Genomic DNA, 17,099 nt, shown 5'->3' with positions numbered 1-17,099 from the left:
AAGACCGCGCCGCCATCGCCCAGCGCCACGACGCGCTCTTCGGTCGGGCGGTCGCGCATCAGGTCGGGCAGATCGTCGACGCCGATCCCGAGCAGGCCGTCGATCCGCTCTCCGATCAGGCTGCCCCCGCGCGAGAGCATCCGCGTCGCCGCATGGGTGGCGCCGATCACCCGCCCCGAGCCGTCGAGCGCGACCGCGCCCTCCGGGTCGACGTCGAGGAACTCGGGGCTGGAGGAAAACCGCAGCACCCATTCGCGTCGGCTCGAGGCCATCAGGTTGGCCATCTCCACCCGCCGCGCCGCCGCCGTCACCAGCGACATGGCGAGGTTCTGGCTGCTCTTGGGCGACGGCGAGCGCAGCAGCGAGATGTCGAGCACCGCGGCGAGCTGGCCGAGGCTGTCATAGATCGGCGCCGAGGTGCAGGACAGCGCGGTATGGGCGTTGCCGAAATGGTCGTCCTGATGAACCGTGACCGGCTCGCCGGTCACGATGCAGGCGCCCACGCCGCAGGTTCCGGCAAGATCCTCGGACCAGTTCGAGCCAAGGTAGAGCCCCGCTCCGCGCAGCTCGTCGGTAAAGAGGCTGTCGCCGAAGAAGTCGACGCAAACGCCTTTCGCATCGGTCAGCAGCAGCACGTAATTCTGCCCCGCGACCTGCCGAAACAGGCTCTGCAGGCTGGCCCGGGCGGCCCCGATCATCCAATCGGCCTGATCGCGATGGGTGCGGAACTCGGCCTCGGTGACGATATGCGCGGGCTCGCTGCGGGCCGGGTCCATGCCGTAGAGCTCGACGCAGCGCCGCCAGGACGCATCGACATAGCTGTCGCGCCCGGTGGCCCGGCCGTCCAGGACCTGCGCGATCTCTTCGACATGCTTGCGCCCGGTCATCTGCGCCCCCTCCTCGGGCACGATCCTAACATGCGCGGGCGCAAATGCCGGATGAACTTTGGTCGATGTCTCCCACCGTCAGTTCGATCCGGTGACCTGCCACCCGTCGCTGTCTCCTGTCCCTCAGGCCTGCCCATCCCGCAACACTGCGATCGACCTGCGCAGAGGACAGCCGCCCTGTGCGGCGGCCATGCCAAAGCGGATCGATCTGCGTCGAAACTGTGCTACCGTTCCAGATCATCGAAATCGCGAGGAGGAGCGGGGTTTTGTTGCAAGATGCCCTCGTGCGGGATGCGGAAGGCCGGGCGATCCGCCATGACAGCACCACGCGCTCGATGGATTGGGACGAGGTCGAGGCCTTTTGTCGGACGGTCTACATGCCCTATCGGGTGCAGCCGCTTGTCCGGCTGTCGCGACCGGACGCCACGATGATCTCGGCAAAAGCCGGGCGGGTCACCATGACCCGGTTTTCCTATGGCACCGGCATTCATCTCGACCGGTTCGATCCGGAGGCCGGAAACATCCTGGTCCTGAACACGCTCAGGGGTGCGCTCGACCACCAGACCGACGGTGGATCGGTCGCCACGGCAGCCGGTGAGAGCTTCGTGGTCGATTGTTCGCGCACGGAGTACTGGCTCGAGGGCGACCCCGACCACATGCAGCTGAACCTCACCATCCCCCACCGGGCGATGGCCGACACCGCCGAGCGCTGGTACGGTTTCGTGCCCGACGACAGCCTCTGGACGCGCAGGGTCAAATTCGGCGGGCCGGGATCGCCCTGGCTGTCGCTGCTCGACTATGCGGCGCGGACGCTGGTGCGCGCGGGCGGCGGCAACGACACCGCGATGGCGCGCCATATCGAGGAAATCCTCTGCGTCGAGCTGCTGCGACAGTGGGCCGGAGCGGCAGGACTATCTCTGGAGACCGGAGCACGCTCTGCGGCGCCGGGGTACGTGCGGAAGGCGGAAGAGATCATGACCGCCGAGGCGCGCGAGGCCCCGTCGATCGGCGACGTCGCGGCGCGCGTCGGCGTGTCCGCGCGGACGCTGTCGGGCGGCTTCCGCAAGTTCCGCGGCCTGTCCCCGCGCGGCTTTCTGGCGGCGCGGCGGCTGGAGGGCTTCCGGCAGGATCTCGAAACGCTGCCCGAGGAGTTGACCGTGACCACGATAGCCAGCGCCTGGGGCTTCAGCAATTTCGGTGCGCTGGCCGGTCGCTACCGCGAGCGCTTCGGCGAGACGCCCTCCCAGACCCGCGCGCGCAGGTGCGGGACCGGCGCTTAATTCGGCTTCCGATTTCGGACAGCACGTTCCGCTTGGTGACAGCGGACGGCGCCGCGGCCGGTCACCATGGTCCTCGCATGTTCATGGGAGGACAAGATGAAGGACATCCACGCAGAGGATCTCGCCGCGGCGCTCGACGCCGTTCTGAACCGGGTGAGCGAGGGGGCGGCCCGTGTTCCGGGCGTCGTTGCCATGGTGACGGACCGCGAGAGCACCCTCTATTCAGGTGCCGCCGGTGAGCGCCGTCTGGGCGGCGAGCCGATGACCGAGGACACCGTCTTTGCCATCTTCTCGACCACCAAGGCCATCGCGGGCACCTGCGCCCTGCAATGCGTGGAAGAGGGGCTACTCGACCTCGATGCCCCCGCGAAGGAATACGCACCCTGGCTCGGCGAGGTGCAGGTGCTCGAAGGGTTCGACGCCGGTGGACAGCCGCGCCTGCGGGCGCCCAGGACCGATATCACCACCCGGCAGCTGATGCTGCACACGGCGGGTTTCGGTTACGATTTCTTCAACGAGATGTACAAGCGCATGGCCGAAGAACACGGCCAGCCCTCGGTGGTCACCGGCTCTCGTGCGGCGCTGGAGACGCCGCTGCTTTTCGATCCCGGAGCGAAATGGGAGTACGGCACCAACATCGACTGGGTCGGGCAGGTCGTCGAAGGGATCCGCGGCAAGCGCCTTGGCGAGGTCATGCGCGAGCGGGTCTCCGATCCGCTCGGCATGGACGAGATCGCCTTCACCCGAACCGACGCGATGAAGGCCCGGACCGCCACGATCCACGCCCGCGGTGAAGGCATGGCGCTCGAGCCGATGGACGGGTTCGCCCTGCCCGACAACCCCGAGGTCGACATGGGCGGTCACGGACTTTACGGCACCGTGCCGGACTACATGAAGTTCATCCGCATGTGGCTGAATGACGGCGACGGCCCGAACGGTCGGGTGCTGAAGCCCGAGACCGTCGACTGGGCCGTCAGGGGCGCGCTGGTGCCGCCGCAGAAGGTGACGATGCTGCCCGGGGTGATCCCGTCCCTGTCGAACGACGCCGAGTTCTTCCCGGGCCTCGGCAAGGACTGGTCCTACACCTTCATGGTCAACAGCGAGGAGGCTCCGACCGGCCGCCCCGCCGGTGCCATTGGCTGGGCGGGGCTTGCCAACAGCTACTACTGGATCGACCGCCGGAACGGTCTCGGCGGCTACTGGGCAACACAGATCCTGCCTTTTGGCGATCCCATCTCCTTCCCCGGCTACCTCGCGTTCGAGACCGCCGTCTATGACGCGCTGCGCTCGGCCTGAGCCCGGAGGATCGCCGATCGGCGGGGGCGGCCCGGTGTCGCCCCCGTCACGAAACGCAGGTCTCGCGCGATCTTGCGAGACAGATGCGAGGACCGCCTGCCCAAACGCGCCCTCCTGCAGCACCATGTGCCTCGCAAAGCGCGGCGCGCCAGCGACGGGCAGGCCCTCCGAGGCGGCTCGGTGCTGACGGCGCTCCGAGCCGGAGCGCGTCAGGCTGCCCGCGCACGGCAGAGGCAGCTTGCCCGGATCGGGATGTCGGCGCGGGCCACCGCCTGATCGAGCAGCATGCGAATGTGCCGCCGCTCCACCGTCTCGCCGCGCCGCTGCAGGCATTCGTGCAGACCGTGCAGCGCCCAGACGTTGCGCGGGTGCTGGCTCGGACGCGGCAAGGCTTCGACGAGGCCGAGATCGGCCCGGTAAACCGCCTCCGCCTCGTCGTACTCTCCCGCCTCCATCAGCAACGCGCCGAGCGCATGCCGCGTCGGCTGCGGCCAGGACCACGGCTCCTCGTACATCAGCCCGTCATCGCGGGCGACCGCCTGCCTCAGATACGCCAGCCCCTCCTCGCGCCGCCCGGCCTTGAAGGCGATCTCGCCCCGCATCATCTGCTCGGCCACCGCCAGCACGTCGCGGGCGGAGTTGTTGAACAGCATTCGCTCCTCGGGCACCTCGGCATAGGCCGCGTCGAAAGCCCGACCCGCCGTCTCGGCCTCGTCATGGCGCCCGAGATTGGCCAGTGCCACCGCACGGGCATAGAGGATGAGCGCGTTCGTGGTGGTGTAGAGCTCGGTGTCCTCGGGCAGCTCCAGCTCGAGCGCCTCGGACCACATGCCGAAGCGGATATAGACATGCGGCAGGGCGGCGACGAAGGTCTCGAAAAGGTCGGGATAGACCCGCACCACCTCGTCCGGCACCTCGCCGCGCAGGCGCAGGGCGGTGCTCAGCGCATCGGCCTTGCGGCCGAGGAACATGGCGCCGTAGAGCGCGAAATGCAGGTTATGGATGCGGTAAAGCGCGTAGAAATTCGCCGCCCCGGCATGGGCCTTGAACCGGTCGTCGACCTCGGCCGCGGCAAGGTTGCGCGCCAGCACGTTGTGATAGTCGCCGCAGAGCACGTCGATATGGGTGCCCATGTGCACCAGATGGCCCGCATCCGGGACCAGCCCGGTCAGCCGGTCGCCATGGCGCAGCGCCCGCTCGGGGAAAGGCGACATCTCCATCAGGTGGATATACATGTGCAGAAGGCCCGGATGGTCCCACGCCGCGGGGTCCGTGTCGAAGCAACGCTCGAGCACGGCCATCGCCTCTGAGGTCGAGGCCTCGGGGTTGGGGGTGCCGGCCTTGAGATCCCAAAGCTGCCAGGGCGTCCGGTTCATCAGCGCCTCGGCATAGACAAAGGCGACGTCGAGATCGTCGGGGAAAGCCGCGTAGACCGGTTTCATCGCGGCGGCGAAACCGTCATTGAAGGGCTGGTAATCCTCGATGCCGGGATCCTGCGGGTAGCGCGAGGCCAGCGCCTCGAGAAGGGCCTTTTCGACCGGCGATGCGGCGTCGAGGGCAAGCCCGGCCTTGAGGGCCGCATGGGCGCGGGCCAGCGCGGGCGCCTTCTCCTCGGGGGTGAAAACCTCCCACGGCTTGTTGTAATTCGGCCCGATCGCATAGGCGATGCCCCATTGCGCCAGCGCGCAGCCCGGATCAGTGGCGAGGGCCTTGTCGAAGCAGACGATCGCTTCCTCGTGGTTGTAGGCAAAGAGCCAGACCATGCCGCGATCTGCCCAGGTTTGGGCCTCGGGAAGGTCGCTGGCCGGGCGGTGAAAGGTGCCAAGGTCGAAATAGTCCATGTCCAATTCTCCCTGTGAATGGCACCAGCTTATCACGGATCGCGAGGGACCGACGCCCCTCCCCTCGCAGATCATGGGAGTCGCGCTGCGCTCTGCCCCCGAAAGAGCTGGACCAGCTTGAAGCTGGAGTTTTCGGGCTGGTCTTTGCTGGCCGGGAGGGGAGCGGAGACGCTTGCGGGCATCGAACTCAACGGAGGCGCAGAAGGCCTTCATTCGGAAGCAGGCCGAGACATCCGATGCGCCGCCGGGCGGACGGCGCTTTTGCCCTGCCCTGCCCTGACACGCTGGCCCAATCCCAAGAAGCACGTCTTCCCATGGCGGTTAAGACACCGACGGGCCGCCGTCCGATGACGCGCGGCAAGTTTGCAGGCCGTTCGGCGGCAGACCTTTTCCGAAGAAGAGTGTTGCGCGAATCGACACCCATAGGTTGCATTGAACATCAGCGCCGACGCGCGATATTTGAAATGCTTTGCAGGGGGGATCCGTGAACCGTCGAGATGTCTTCCAGTCGCTTGGCGCGGCATCCGCCCTTGCGCTTGGCGCCGGAGCGCTCGGTGTCTCGGACGCCCTTGCCATGACCGGCGAGCCGTTGCGCACGCTGCCCGAGCTTCGCTCCGAGAACGGTCGTGTGCGGACACAGTTGATCGTTCAGAACGCCCGCTTCCGTGTCGGAGACCGCACCCTGCACATGCCAGCCTACCGGTTCGAGCACATGGCCGAGGGCTCCTTGCCGGGGCCGACCCTGCGGGTGAAGCCCGGCGACCGCGTGGACTGGGATCTGGCGAACCTCATCACCCCGACCGGCATCCCCGACGGGGCGACCGCGGACCAACAGGCGATGTTCGACCAGCTCGAATATACCAACGTGCATGTCCACGGGCTTCAGGTCTCGCCGGGCGAGAACCACGACAATGTCTACCAGGTGCTCCGTCCGTTCTGTGCCCCGGAGCGCTACACCTACAACATCGCCGGTCCCGAGACCGGCCGCCCCCAGCCCTCGGGCATGTTCTGGTACCACCCGCACAAGCATGGCAGCACGTCGCACCAGGCGTGGCAGGGGCTCTCCGGCGCGATCATCGTCGAGGGGGAGATCGACGAGGTGCCCGAGATCCGCGACCTGCGCGAGCGTGTGATCATTCTCAACGGTCTGCTGGTGAACCCGGCGGGCGAGGTTCCGCGCGCGGCGATGGTGCCCAATTCGGGCTTTTCGCCCTTCTCTCCGATCCCCTCCCAGCCAACCGACATGCTGCTGACGATGAATGGCCAGCTGCGCCCGACGATCGACATCCAGCCCGGCGAGGTGCAGCGCTGGCGCGTACTCAACGCGGCGCCGCACCGCTTTTTCTGGCTCAATCTGGATGACCACGATTTCTACCAGATCGGGCAGGACGGCATCCCTTTCGCCGCGCCACGACCGGTCAGACGCATTCTCATGGCACCGGGCAACCGGGCAGAGTTCCTCGTGAAGGGCGGTCGGGCCGGCAGCTACGCGCTGCATGCGGACATCTACGAACAGGGCCATCCCGGCGGCGCCCGCCCCGGCTGGATTATCGGCACCGTCGAGGTCGCCGGTCAGGCCCGACAAGACCCGATCCCGACGCGGCTGGTGGAGCCGCCCGAGATGCCGGACCTGCCCATTGCCAACCGGCGGCAGATCCGCTTCAAGGGCGAGATCTCGGGCAACGATCCTGCCGGCGATCAGGGCGTGTCCGGAGACGGTGCCCTCGTCCCGGTGAAATTCTATCTCGACGGCAAGGTGTTCTCACTCAACCGTATCGATCAGAAGGTTCTCGGCGGCACGGTCGAGGAGTGGACGCTGATCAACGAGGACGTCTTCCAGCACCCGTTCCACATCCACGTTAACCCGTTTCAGGTGGTGGCGATCAACGGTCAGCCGACACACGATGACACATGGTGGGACGTGATCGCACTGCCCTCGAAGGGCGAGCTCACGATCCGGATCTATTTCCGCCCCGACGTGTCCGGCAAGACCGTGTACCACTGTCACATCCTGCCCCACGAGGACAATGGCATGATGGCGAACCTGTTCATCTATCCGCCCGGGACCGACATGGCGAACCCGCCGCCGATCCCGGATACGCCAGCCCCTTCGGGATCGGGGCCCTGCACCATATGATACGGCTTTGTCTCACGCTCCTTCTCGCCAGCCTCGGCACCGGCGCCTTTGCAGAGACGCGGTATCCGCCCTGGCCCGAGGATGGCGCCGCACCGCGCCCCTACATCTTCACCCAGCAGCACAATGTCGAAAACCGCCCCGACGCGGAGGGGCGGGTGCAGGTGATCCGCAAGGGCTACCCCCTGCAGGTGCAGCTGCCCGGCAACCCGGCCATGTGGGAATTTCGCGAAGAGGCCAGCGAGAACGTCGCCTATCGTGGCCGGACGATGGTCTATTCCCCGAACCGCATCGACGGGACCACGTCCCTTCTGGTGTTCGACCTCGCGCTTTCCCCCGAGGTCCGCGCCGGGGATGAGGGCAGGATCACCTTCACCACGGAGCGGGTGCCAGACTCGCTGGACCGGGTTGTCCCGGGCGGCGTCTTCGTCGTGCGGTTCACGGTGATCGACCCGAGCTGAGCTGCCGATCCGGATACGGCTGCGAAGCTGGATTTCCTGGCTTGTCATCAGCCTGGGTACGGTTGCACGCCATCGGAACCCGACCGCGCCGGGTGAATTATCGCGGCATGAGGCTCGCCGCGGTGTCAGGTTCCACAGCCGAGCATTCGCAGGAGCTTATGGGGCACCGTGCGTCCGCCGGACGGCCTGCTGGCTTGCCGGATCGCGATCAGCGAAACGCGAAGACAGGGAACACCACGCCTATCCGCTGCGTTGCCTAACCAAACGGGAGGCTTCTCGCATGAACAAGTTTTGTATCGGCGGCGCGTTGGCGCTCGCTCTCGCATCGACATCGCTCTCCGCCGCTCCGATCCACGCGCAAGGCGGGGTCACGGAGTTTGGCACGGCGGGTGCCGCGCAGATCTGGCTGGCCAAGGGCAACAACGGCAAGGGCAATGGCAACGGAGGCGGCAACAAGAAGCTGCTGAAGAAGGGTCAGGGCAATGGCGGCAAGGGAAATCCGGGCCGCGGCAATGATCACGCCAGCAATGGAAACGACCAGGGCAAGGGAAATGCCCAAGGTGCCGGCAAGCCTGCCAAGGGCAACGATCACGCCGGCAACGGCAAGGGCAAGCCCGAGCAGGCCCGCGGACCGACACCCAAGGCGAACGGCAACGCAGCCAAGCAGGCATCGTCTGGCAAGGGGAACGGTCCCAACGATCGGCCCCGCTTCACCGCGGCCGAGCGCAACGAGGTCGTAAAACGCGTCGTCTCGACCCCGGCGCCCGCGGGCCGCGACATGGCACGGGTTCTGGCCGCGACCGGCCTCGCGCTCGCAACGCCGCAGCTGCTGCTCTCCGATACGCCCGAAGATGAGCTGATCCGCTACAGCAACTGCCCGCCGGGCCTTGCAAAGAAGGATCCGCCCTGCGTGCCGCCCGGTCTGGCGCGCGACGGCGTGAGCTATGAAGAATGGGTCTCCTACGATCGGGAGCGCTATGACGCCCTCTGGGTCGAGCGCCGCGACGACTGGCTGGGCCGTGACCGCGAGATCGATCCGGATCCCGAGCTTCTGCTGCTGCAGTCGGACCAGATCGCGACGCTCTTCGATCTCGATCCCGCGCCGGAGGGTCAGCGCTATGCGCTGATCGATGGTCTTCCCGTGCTGCTCGAAGACGACGACTACCGGTCGCTGCTGCTGGTGAACCAGATGGCTCGGGCGACGGATCTGATGGACGGCACACGCATTGCGCCGACAGCGGCGCTGACGCAGGATGAGCTGATCAACCTCTACCGCCTGCCGCAGCTTGATGCCGATCAGAACTACGCCGTTTTGAACGGCGAACTCGTGCAGCTGAACGACGAGGAATACGAGCTCTTGCAGATGCTCCGCATCGCGCGCGCGGTGTTATAATTCGCCGATACCGCCCGACAAGATCGCAGCGGCAGGGGGGCCTTGTGAATGCTCTGGCCCCCTTCGTGCCAGCCTGTCCTGCACCAAGATTGGCGCGAGCTTTTCCGCGCGCCACAGCCGGCGCGATCCCGTTTGCCTGAAAAGCGATGATCCAAGACTGCCCCGGCGCTCAGACTTGAGAGGCCTGGGCGTCTCTGGATCGGCGTGTGTCTGTATCCCCTTCGGCATGTAGAACGTGGCGATCGCGCTCGAGCGGCCAGCAGATACCAGGCTCTACACCGGCACGCACCTGTGCATCATCTCGATCCGTGCAAGCTCTCTCTCCCGGTCGAAAGCACCTGACGCTGGACCTCTCAGAACGCCAGAAGCACCACCCAGCCGCCCCAGAGGATCAGCCCCGCGCCGGCCATCCGTGCGAAGCGGTCGCCCCATGGCGCCAGCTTCTCGATTGCGACGAAGGCGGCCAGGCCGACAATCCAGTAGAGGTTCATGATCCCGCCGACGAAGAGCAGGGCCATCAGGAACCAGCAGCAGCCGAGGCAATAGGCGCCGTGCTCGATCCCCATGCGGAAGGCGCCCGACGCGCCGGGCCGGCGGCGCTCGGTGAGGAACCGTACCGGCGCGCGGCATTGCGACAGGCAGGCGGCCTTGAGTGGCGTGAACTGGAACACGCCCGCCGCGACCAGCACCATGCCCCCGGCGAGCGTGTCGGTCAGGGTCATCATCCCGGCCGAGACCACGCCCCGCGCCTCGAGAAGCCATTGCGTGCCGGCAGCCGCGGCGCTGAACCCGGCCCACACCGCCAGATAGCCCGCAACGAAGGCCGCCGAGATCCCCGCCACGGCACCGCCCTTGCCGGCATGCCGCAGCAGGGCTGCGTTCAGCAGCACCGTCGGCGCCACGCTCGGCAGCATCATCGCCGCCATCATCACCCACCACATCAGGAAGACCAGCCCGGCATAGCCGGCGCTCCACACTCCCGGCGTGCCCATGCCCGGCATGTCCCGCATCCCGCGCATGGCGGTCATCTGCAACGCGGTCATCCGCATCCCGACACCGAAGATGGTGTAGAGCGCGGCCAGCAGGAAAAGCAGCGCCAGCAACGCGACCAGCAGCAGCCGGTCGCGCCGCAGCACGCGCTCCATCAGATCGGTGTCCGACATGTTGCGCTCCGCTTCCGGATCAGGCGGCGAGAAGGCCGCTGTTGTTCAGATGCAGCTCGCAGAAATGGGCATGCGTGCCGATGTTCTCGGAGATCGGGATCTCGCCATGGGTCTTGGTGGTGGCCTTCGCGACTTCGGCCACGTGGTATTCGAACCCGTGGGGAAGGTTGATCCGCGCGCGATGCTCGGCGCCGGTGACCGGGTTGGTGAGCGGCTCGAACACGGTCTCGAACACGTCCGTCACCTTGGACGAGCCGGTGCGCGCCTCGAAATCCAGCGCCACATCGATTGGCTTGTAGAGCGTTTCCAGCTTGTTGGGACTCATCGCCGAGAACACCCACCAGAAGGTGGCCATCTCCTCGGTATCCTCGCCGGTCGCGATCTTCTCCAGCGCGGCGCGCTGTTCCGGCGTGGCGCTGTCGTCGATGATGGTCTGCATCGTGCTATTGCCCTCATGCACGGCACCCGGCCACTTGTAGACCTGCGCGAGCTTGGTGCCCGAGAGGTCGACATCCCCATAATGCCCCTTCTCGATGATGAAGGCGACCGCCGCCTCGCAAGAGCCCTTGCTTGGCAGCGACATGAACTGGCACGGGCACCCCGTGTGGCAGTTGCAGTTCGCGAGCTCAATTCCGTGAATTTACCAGGGTGTCATGTCACTGTCCTCGTGAAACACCCCAACCGCGTGGCGGGAAAATACACGAAATGATAGGATTTGTCATCTTTCGCGCGGCGAACCGGTTCTCTGGTCATGCTCTCGATGCTCGAGGCGCCGTGCTTGGTCAGTCCTGCCGCATACACGTCTGCGCCCCTTTGCCTCGCGCGGTCGCAGCCGCGCAGCTTGGCGTGATGGCGGGATTGGAGCGGAACCGGCTCGCGGGTCTTCTGCGCGATCTCGAGACGGGCCCGGATTGTCCTGACCTGCGTCGGTTCGAGCAGAGGTTTCTGGCCGACGGTGCGGCCTTTGTTCCAAGCTGAGCGGCGGGTGCGGATCTCTGGCAGATGTGCGCCGGGCATCGTGTTTCCCCGATCCACCATGCCGGCCACGGTCTCGCCCACTTGCCGATGGCCGAGGATAGCAGAGGCGCGGCACCGCGCAGCGGGTTGAGCCTGCGGCATCGCCTCAAGTCCGCTCCGAGCGTTTTTTCCGAGCGAGCAGATGCAGCGCTTCGCAGCTGCCGCGAAGACCCACGAAAAGGAGCGGCCCAGATCGACCATCCATCGCCTGATACGACGCCACATTGCCGCGTCACCGATCAGGACATTCGTGCTTTGCGCAAAATCACCGGTCTTCACGAGGTCCGACGTCCCGCAAGAGCCGGGCTTCCTCAAGACCACGCCGCGGCACGGACGACGCGATTGCCGCCTAATTGTTCGTCAGCGGTCCCCGACCAAGAGCGAGCCGCAGCGCGCTCAGTTGGCGGCGCACCCGCGCCACGCTATTTAGGCGTGTATGAAACAGCTCCTCCTCTGCCTCAGCCTCCTACTCGCCCCGTGCCAGCTTCTTGCACAGGACAGCATGACCGAGGCCGAGGCCTCGCCCACGCTGGCGGTCGAGGACGTGCCCGACGACACAGCCATCGCGAAGCGTCTGCGAGACATCCTTGGCGCGCTCGAATTCGACGGCATCACCGTGACCGTCGATGCCGGGGTCGTCTCGCTTACGGGCGACGTCGCAGACCCCTCCACCAGCGCGAAGGCCGAGAGCATAGCCGAGCGCCTCGAAGGCGTCGTCGCGGTGAACAACGCTCTCGCGGCCTCGGACGATCTCGCGCAGCAGCTCAACCCCGCGGTGGAACGCTTCCGGGCACGGATCGCGCAGCTGATCTCCCGCCTGCCGCTGTTTCTTCTGGCGTTCGCCGCCTTCTCGGTGATCCTCGTGGCAGGCTTCCTCGTGGCACACCTGCGTTTCTGGGACAGGATCTCTCCCAATGCGTTCATCGCCGCCATCTATCGGCAGGCCTTCCGCGTCGCTTGCGGCATCGCGGGGATCGTGGTCGCGCTCGACCTGCTCGGAGCGGCGGCCTTGCTGGGCACCATTCTCGGCGCCGCCGGGATCATCGGCCTCGCCATCGGCTTCGCGGTCCGCGACACGGTCGAGAACTTCGTGGCCTCCATCATGCTCAGCCTCCGCCAGCCGTTCCGCCCGAACGATCTGGTGGAGATCGAGGGCGACGTCGGCCGCGTCATCCGTCTGACCTCGCGGGCGACGATCCTGCTGTCGCTCGACGGGAACCACGTCCGTATTCCGAACGCCACGGTCTTCAAAGGGAAGATCGTGAATTACACCCAAAACCCGGCCCGGCGGTTCATGTTCGACATCGGCATCGACCCCGACGCGGATCTCGAGGCGACGCGCGCATTGGCGCAAGCGGCCCTGAAAGCGCAACCTTTCGTGCTCGATGATCCCGAGGAGCTCGTCTGGATCGAGAACATTACCGAGTCCGGGGCGATCCTGCGCGCCACCGGGTGGATCGACCAAAACGCCACCGGCTTTTCCACCGCGCGAGGCGATGCCATCCGCCTCGTCAAGACTGCCATCGAAGAGGCCGGCGTGGCGATCCCGGACACGACCTATCGCATCCGCCTGGAGGGCGCGGGACCGTCGCCGCTCACCGCCGCCGCACCGCCGCGCAAGGCACCGGTATCGCAGCCTCCCGCCGCAAGAGAGGAGCGCTCGGTCCATAAATCGGAAGAAGCGGCCCTGATCCCCCTTGTCGACGCCGAGCGCCAAGACAGCACCGACCTCCTCGCGAGAAGTGCGCCTCGCGAATAATCAGACGCGCCCGGCCCGAGCCGTCATTTTGTCACGTGCAGCGGATGACCGGTCGCGGTCCTAGGCGAATGAAGCGGATGGAAGGTCTGACCGCAGCATAAGTGGCGGCGCGGGCAGACCAGACTTTTTCGCTCGTCAGACTTCTTTCATGGCAACCGCTTCCGGACCCCTTCGTGGTGAACGGCTACGTGAACCGCGCAATCGCAGGGTCTCTGTCAGAAACGATCATTTTCGCTCTTTCGACACCTTCAAATGGCGGGACCATTCGGCACTGCTGAAAGCGTCTTTAGGTGGACGGACGTGCTTGTATCCCCATCAAACCAGAGCACCAGTGTTGGCGCGACGAGCTTGGCCGCGGTGCAGCCAGACCGAGGCTTGCCCTGAAGAGGGCGAGGAAGCTCCGGCGGCGCCGACCAGACAATCTCCCCCCTACGCCCAGCCGGATCTCCGGGGACACGAGAGGTCAACCGGCAGCGGCGCGCAGCCTCTCCAGAACGTCGGCGCAGCCGGCACTGCTCCCGACGATCTCGCCTTCAATGGTTTCGCCAGTCATCGCAGCCATGTCGCCGGCGGCCCGTGTCAGAACCTGGTCGACCTGCTCAGGTGTCAGCAGCTGTTCTTCGACCGCAGCCTGCACCGTCGAGCAGATGCCAGCGGAGAGCCCGGTCGCAATGCCGAGACCAGCCATGGCACCGCCGCCGAAGGTCAGCGCGCCGATCCCGCCAATGACCATTCCGACCACGAGACAGAGGATCGCTAAAATAGCTTTGCCCATATCGCTTCTCCTTTTGCGTTATGAAAGATCATTTCTGCATCAGCCCCAGCGACAAAAAAACCGCTCCAAGAGCGGGTCCGGCTCAGCACCGAACCAGCCGAAGGTGCCGTGAGATAGATCCCGAGCGCCACGGCCGAGGCCAGCGCGAAGAGGACCACGACGGTGAGTGTCACCAATCCCATCGCGGGCACTGAGCCGAGGGCGCGAAGTCATTCGATCGCGAACTCGACATAGAACGCCTGCGGGGCGTTCGTGCGGTTGATCACCTCGACCACGTGATTGCCCGACTGCCAGAGCTCGCCGCGATAGGGCATGTCGCTGCTGATCATGTCGAGCAGAAAGCTCTTGTCGGGATTGAAGATCTGATAGTCGATCACGGCCCCCTGCGGCATTACGTTGACCGACAGGTCCTGGCCGGCCCGTGCCCCGAGCACGTATTGCACACTGTCGCCCGGTGCGAGCGTGCCGTCATAGGTCGCGCCACTGGTGCCCGGTTGGAACTGCACGGTGACGCTGCCCGACACGGTGCTGACGGCGCCCGGCATTGCCCCCGCCCCGTCATCGGCGGCGGACACCACCCGAAGGTCGCCGACCGCGCCATCGCTGTAACCAATGCACTCCCAGCTGGTGCCGCCCGCGTCGCGCATATGCACCATTGTCCCGGCTTCGCTGAACTCGGAGGAGGTGATCTCGATGCCGTTCTGCGCATCGGGCCCGCCGACGGTCAGCAACTGGGTGCGGCACCCGTCGATGGCCGCCTCCTCATCGGCGGCGGCGATGCCGGCAGCAAGGAAGGTTCCCGCAAGAACGCCGGCAGCAAGGAAAACAGGTTGAGAAATCGCCATATCGTTCGCTCCAATAGTCGGACAATCGTCCTGAAATTTTGGCGCAAGGGATGCGCGCCGGTCGGCAGATTAGCCGGTATTGTCGTCCGTGGGGTCGGGCAGGCTTGGGTCGTCGACCGGATCGTCGACGGGGAGGTCGTGATGCGCCTCGGGATCGGGATGGTGCTCGGCGTCGAGCCCCGCCGGATCGGGCAGCAGCGCCGGATCGTCGGGCACGCCGGTCTGGCCGGGGTCGGGCAGATCGGCCGGGCTGACGCCGAGGCTGTCGAGATAGGCAGACGCGCCATGATCGACATCGGCCTGTGGCGGAGGGGCGCCGCCACCGACCGCTTGCAGGTAAGGCGCCATTGTGTCCGGCTCTGGCTCCGGTGTCGGCCCTGTGTCGTGGTCCGCAAGCCCCAGCAACGAATGCGGCGCTGCACCTGCTTCGTCCGGCTCCGCTGCAAGGTGATCAGGCTCGGCAGGCGCGGCCGCATCCTGCGCCACGCCCAGTGCGGCGGCATCGAGCCCGTGATGATCCGGCAGGCCAGCCGCGTCGTCGGCAATCGGGCTGATGGTCAGGCTCTCGACCGTCGAGTCGTCAGGTTCGTCCGGCTGTGAGGGCGCGACCGGCACGAGGGTGATCCCTTGAAGCGTCGTGTGGTCAATATGGTGGCCGCTATTGCCGTGGACGCTCTGCACGTCGATCTTCACCACGACCTCGGCATCGCCGACCATCTGGCCATGGCGCGTGATGGTGAAGGGATCGGTATGCAGCCCGGGCACCGCCCCGCCCCCGCCGTGCTTGATGACCGCCGAGTCCGGGTTGTAGTGGTAATCGAAATGCCCGGTCTGAGGATCGATCGTCAGGCTGCCATACTGCCCCTGCAACGTCACGACACTGCCGCCGCCGGGCGTCGCGATCCCCCAGCCACCGGCGAAACCGGAGAAGCTGCCCGTCAGGTGCTGCGTGCCGACGCCCTGCACCTGTGTCGGTTGCGGCAGAGGCGAGACGTCGAGATCGGCGCTCGCCGTGCTGGTCGCCCCGCTGCTGTCACGCACCACGATCTGTACGGGGATGTTGTCATGCGTGACTCCTGCGGCCGGGTGGAACTCCCACGCGCCGCCCTGCCCCTGGCTGAACGTGCCAAACTGCGGATCGACGCTCACCGACTTGATGCTGAGCGTATCCCCGGTGTCGATTTCGGTGGCCTGCACGCTCTGCAGCAGCTCGGTCTCGGTGAAGCTTCGCGGCTGATCCTGGTTGGTGCTGCCGAGATCTCCGTGGCTGACGATCGGCGCGTCGTTGGTGCCGGAGATGGTCACCGTGAGCACATGGCTGGTCCCATCGACGCTGGTCACCGTCAGCGTGTCGGTCAGCGGCGCGCTGTTCGGCCCGAGCGCCTGAACCGCTGCCTGGCTGTTGTCGGCGGTGTAGGTCCAGGCTCCGTGAGCATCGAGGCTGAAGCTGCCATAGCTCCCAGCCCCCGCCGTCACCGGCGTGAACGCCGCCTCGCCAGCGTCCGGATCCGTGATCCCAAGCGTCCCACCGGTCGTCAGGTTGCCACCGGTGACATGCACATCCTCCGTCACCGTTCCGGTGCCACCGGTGATCACCGCAGGGTCGCCCACAGGGCTCAGCACCATCGACGCGCTCGCCGGAACGCTCGGCCCCGTGCCGTCCGTCACCGCGTAGCTGATCGCCACCGGGCCGTTGTAGTTCGGCTCGGGATGATAGGTGAAGCTGCCGCCGGCGTTCTGCGAGAACGTGCCGTGATCCGCCACCGGGAGGCCCGACACCGACAGCACATCGCCCGCGTCCACATCCGTCGTCTGGCCAAGAAGCTGTGCCGCCGTGATCACCTGCGTCTGGTCCTCGGGTCCGCCCGGCAGCGTCACGGCGCCGGCCACCACCGGCTGGTCGTCCGTGCCCGTCACCGTGATCGTCAGCGTCGACGCCGTCGACGCTCCGGTGCTGTCGGTCACGCTCACCGCGATCTGCACCGGAAGCCCCTGGCCCTCCGCAAGCGACTGATAGGCCGCGTTCGAAGGATCGAAGCTCCAGCTGCCGTCCGGATCCAGCGTGAAGCCCGCCGGCGTCGCGCCCGTCACCGCGTAGCTCAGACTGTCGCCCGTATCCACGTCTGTGCCCGGCAAGCTGCCGGTCACTTGCGCGCCGTCCTCCGTCGCAGAGGCCGTCGTCGCCGTCAGCCCCGGCGCGTCGTTGGTGCCGGAGATGGTCACCGTGAGCACATGGCTGGTCCCATCG

General features: G+C 66.5%; 14 protein-coding genes. 6 read left to right on the top strand and 8 right to left on the bottom strand.

The window, feature by feature from the left end:
* Nucleotides 1-887, bottom strand: an 887-nt coding sequence (locus AC6RA4_RS12545) for a sigma-54-dependent Fis family transcriptional regulator (protein WP_500160758.1), incomplete at its 3' end; no start/stop codon positions are given.
* Nucleotides 888-1,156: 269 nt separating this feature from the next.
* Here AC6RA4_RS12545 and AC6RA4_RS12540 point away from each other — a divergent pair.
* A complete protein-coding gene (locus AC6RA4_RS12540; protein WP_500160756.1) occupies nucleotides 1,157-2,167 on the top strand; it encodes an AraC family transcriptional regulator in 1,011 nt (336 codons plus the stop codon).
* Nucleotides 2,168-2,263: 96 nt separating this feature from the next.
* Nucleotides 2,264-3,463 carry a methyl acetate hydrolase AcmB gene (acmB, locus tag AC6RA4_RS12535; protein ID WP_500160754.1) on the top strand — a complete coding sequence of 400 codons (1,200 nt, stop codon included), beginning with the start codon at nucleotides 2,264-2,266 and terminating at the stop codon, nucleotides 3,461-3,463.
* Between the two features lie 209 nt (nucleotides 3,464-3,672).
* On the opposite strand, the gene AC6RA4_RS12530 is transcribed toward acmB, so the two are convergent.
* A complete protein-coding gene (locus AC6RA4_RS12530) occupies nucleotides 3,673-5,304 on the bottom strand; it encodes a hypothetical protein (protein WP_500160752.1) in 1,632 nt (543 codons plus the stop codon).
* 484 nt (nucleotides 5,305-5,788) lie between these two features.
* Between AC6RA4_RS12530 and AC6RA4_RS12525 the strand changes: the two genes are divergently transcribed.
* From AC6RA4_RS12525 to AC6RA4_RS12515, 3 genes are all read left to right on the top strand, one after another.
* Nucleotides 5,789-7,441 (top strand): multicopper oxidase family protein, encoded by a 1,653-nt coding sequence (locus AC6RA4_RS12525; RefSeq protein ID WP_500160750.1) that lies wholly within the window; start codon nucleotides 5,789-5,791, stop codon nucleotides 7,439-7,441.
* The gene (locus tag AC6RA4_RS12520) at nucleotides 7,438-7,899 is read left to right on the top strand and encodes a hypothetical protein (protein ID WP_500160748.1); all 462 of its coding nucleotides are present in this window, start codon (nucleotides 7,438-7,440) and stop codon (nucleotides 7,897-7,899) included. Before AC6RA4_RS12525 ends, AC6RA4_RS12520 begins: the two co-directional genes overlap by 4 nt.
* A 307-nt stretch (nucleotides 7,900-8,206) precedes the next feature.
* Complete coding sequence (locus AC6RA4_RS12515; RefSeq protein WP_500160746.1) at nucleotides 8,207-9,292, top strand: hypothetical protein; 1,086 nt, start codon at nucleotides 8,207-8,209, stop codon at nucleotides 9,290-9,292.
* A gap of 353 nt (nucleotides 9,293-9,645) precedes the next feature.
* On the opposite strand, the gene AC6RA4_RS12510 is transcribed toward AC6RA4_RS12515, so the two are convergent.
* From AC6RA4_RS12510 to AC6RA4_RS12500, 3 genes are read right to left on the bottom strand one after another with little or no spacing between them, the layout of a single operon-like run.
* On the bottom strand, nucleotides 9,646-10,455 hold the full coding sequence (locus tag AC6RA4_RS12510) for a DUF2182 domain-containing protein (RefSeq protein WP_500160744.1): 810 nt from the start codon (nucleotides 10,453-10,455) through the stop codon (nucleotides 9,646-9,648).
* Nucleotides 10,456-10,474: 19 nt separating this feature from the next.
* Nucleotides 10,475-11,086, bottom strand: coding sequence for a DUF1326 domain-containing protein (locus AC6RA4_RS12505; RefSeq protein ID WP_500160762.1), 612 nt, complete (start codon nucleotides 11,084-11,086; stop codon nucleotides 10,475-10,477).
* Between the two features lie 20 nt (nucleotides 11,087-11,106).
* Complete coding sequence (locus AC6RA4_RS12500) at nucleotides 11,107-11,751, bottom strand: hypothetical protein (protein WP_500160742.1); 645 nt, start codon at nucleotides 11,749-11,751, stop codon at nucleotides 11,107-11,109.
* 157 nt (nucleotides 11,752-11,908) lie between these two features.
* Here AC6RA4_RS12500 and AC6RA4_RS12495 point away from each other — a divergent pair, with 157 nt between their 5' ends.
* Nucleotides 11,909-13,231, top strand: coding sequence for a mechanosensitive ion channel family protein (locus AC6RA4_RS12495; RefSeq protein ID WP_500160740.1), 1,323 nt, complete (start codon nucleotides 11,909-11,911; stop codon nucleotides 13,229-13,231).
* Nucleotides 13,232-13,694: 463 nt separating this feature from the next.
* On the opposite strand, the gene AC6RA4_RS12490 is transcribed toward AC6RA4_RS12495, so the two are convergent.
* The 3 genes from AC6RA4_RS12490 to AC6RA4_RS12480 all read right to left on the bottom strand — a co-directional run.
* The gene (locus AC6RA4_RS12490; protein WP_500160738.1) at nucleotides 13,695-14,006 is read right to left on the bottom strand and encodes a hypothetical protein; all 312 of its coding nucleotides are present in this window, start codon (nucleotides 14,004-14,006) and stop codon (nucleotides 13,695-13,697) included.
* A gap of 209 nt (nucleotides 14,007-14,215) precedes the next feature.
* The gene (locus tag AC6RA4_RS12485) at nucleotides 14,216-14,851 is read right to left on the bottom strand and encodes a hypothetical protein (RefSeq protein ID WP_500160736.1); all 636 of its coding nucleotides are present in this window, start codon (nucleotides 14,849-14,851) and stop codon (nucleotides 14,216-14,218) included.
* 69 nt (nucleotides 14,852-14,920) lie between these two features.
* Nucleotides 14,921-17,099: VCBS domain-containing protein (locus AC6RA4_RS12480; RefSeq protein ID WP_500160734.1), on the bottom strand; the 2,179-nt coding region annotated here is incomplete at its 5' end.

The organism is Salipiger sp., assembly GCF_059781815.1.
Note: the sequence above shows the minus strand (reverse complement) of the source record. Positions and strands in the feature narration are given on the sequence as shown.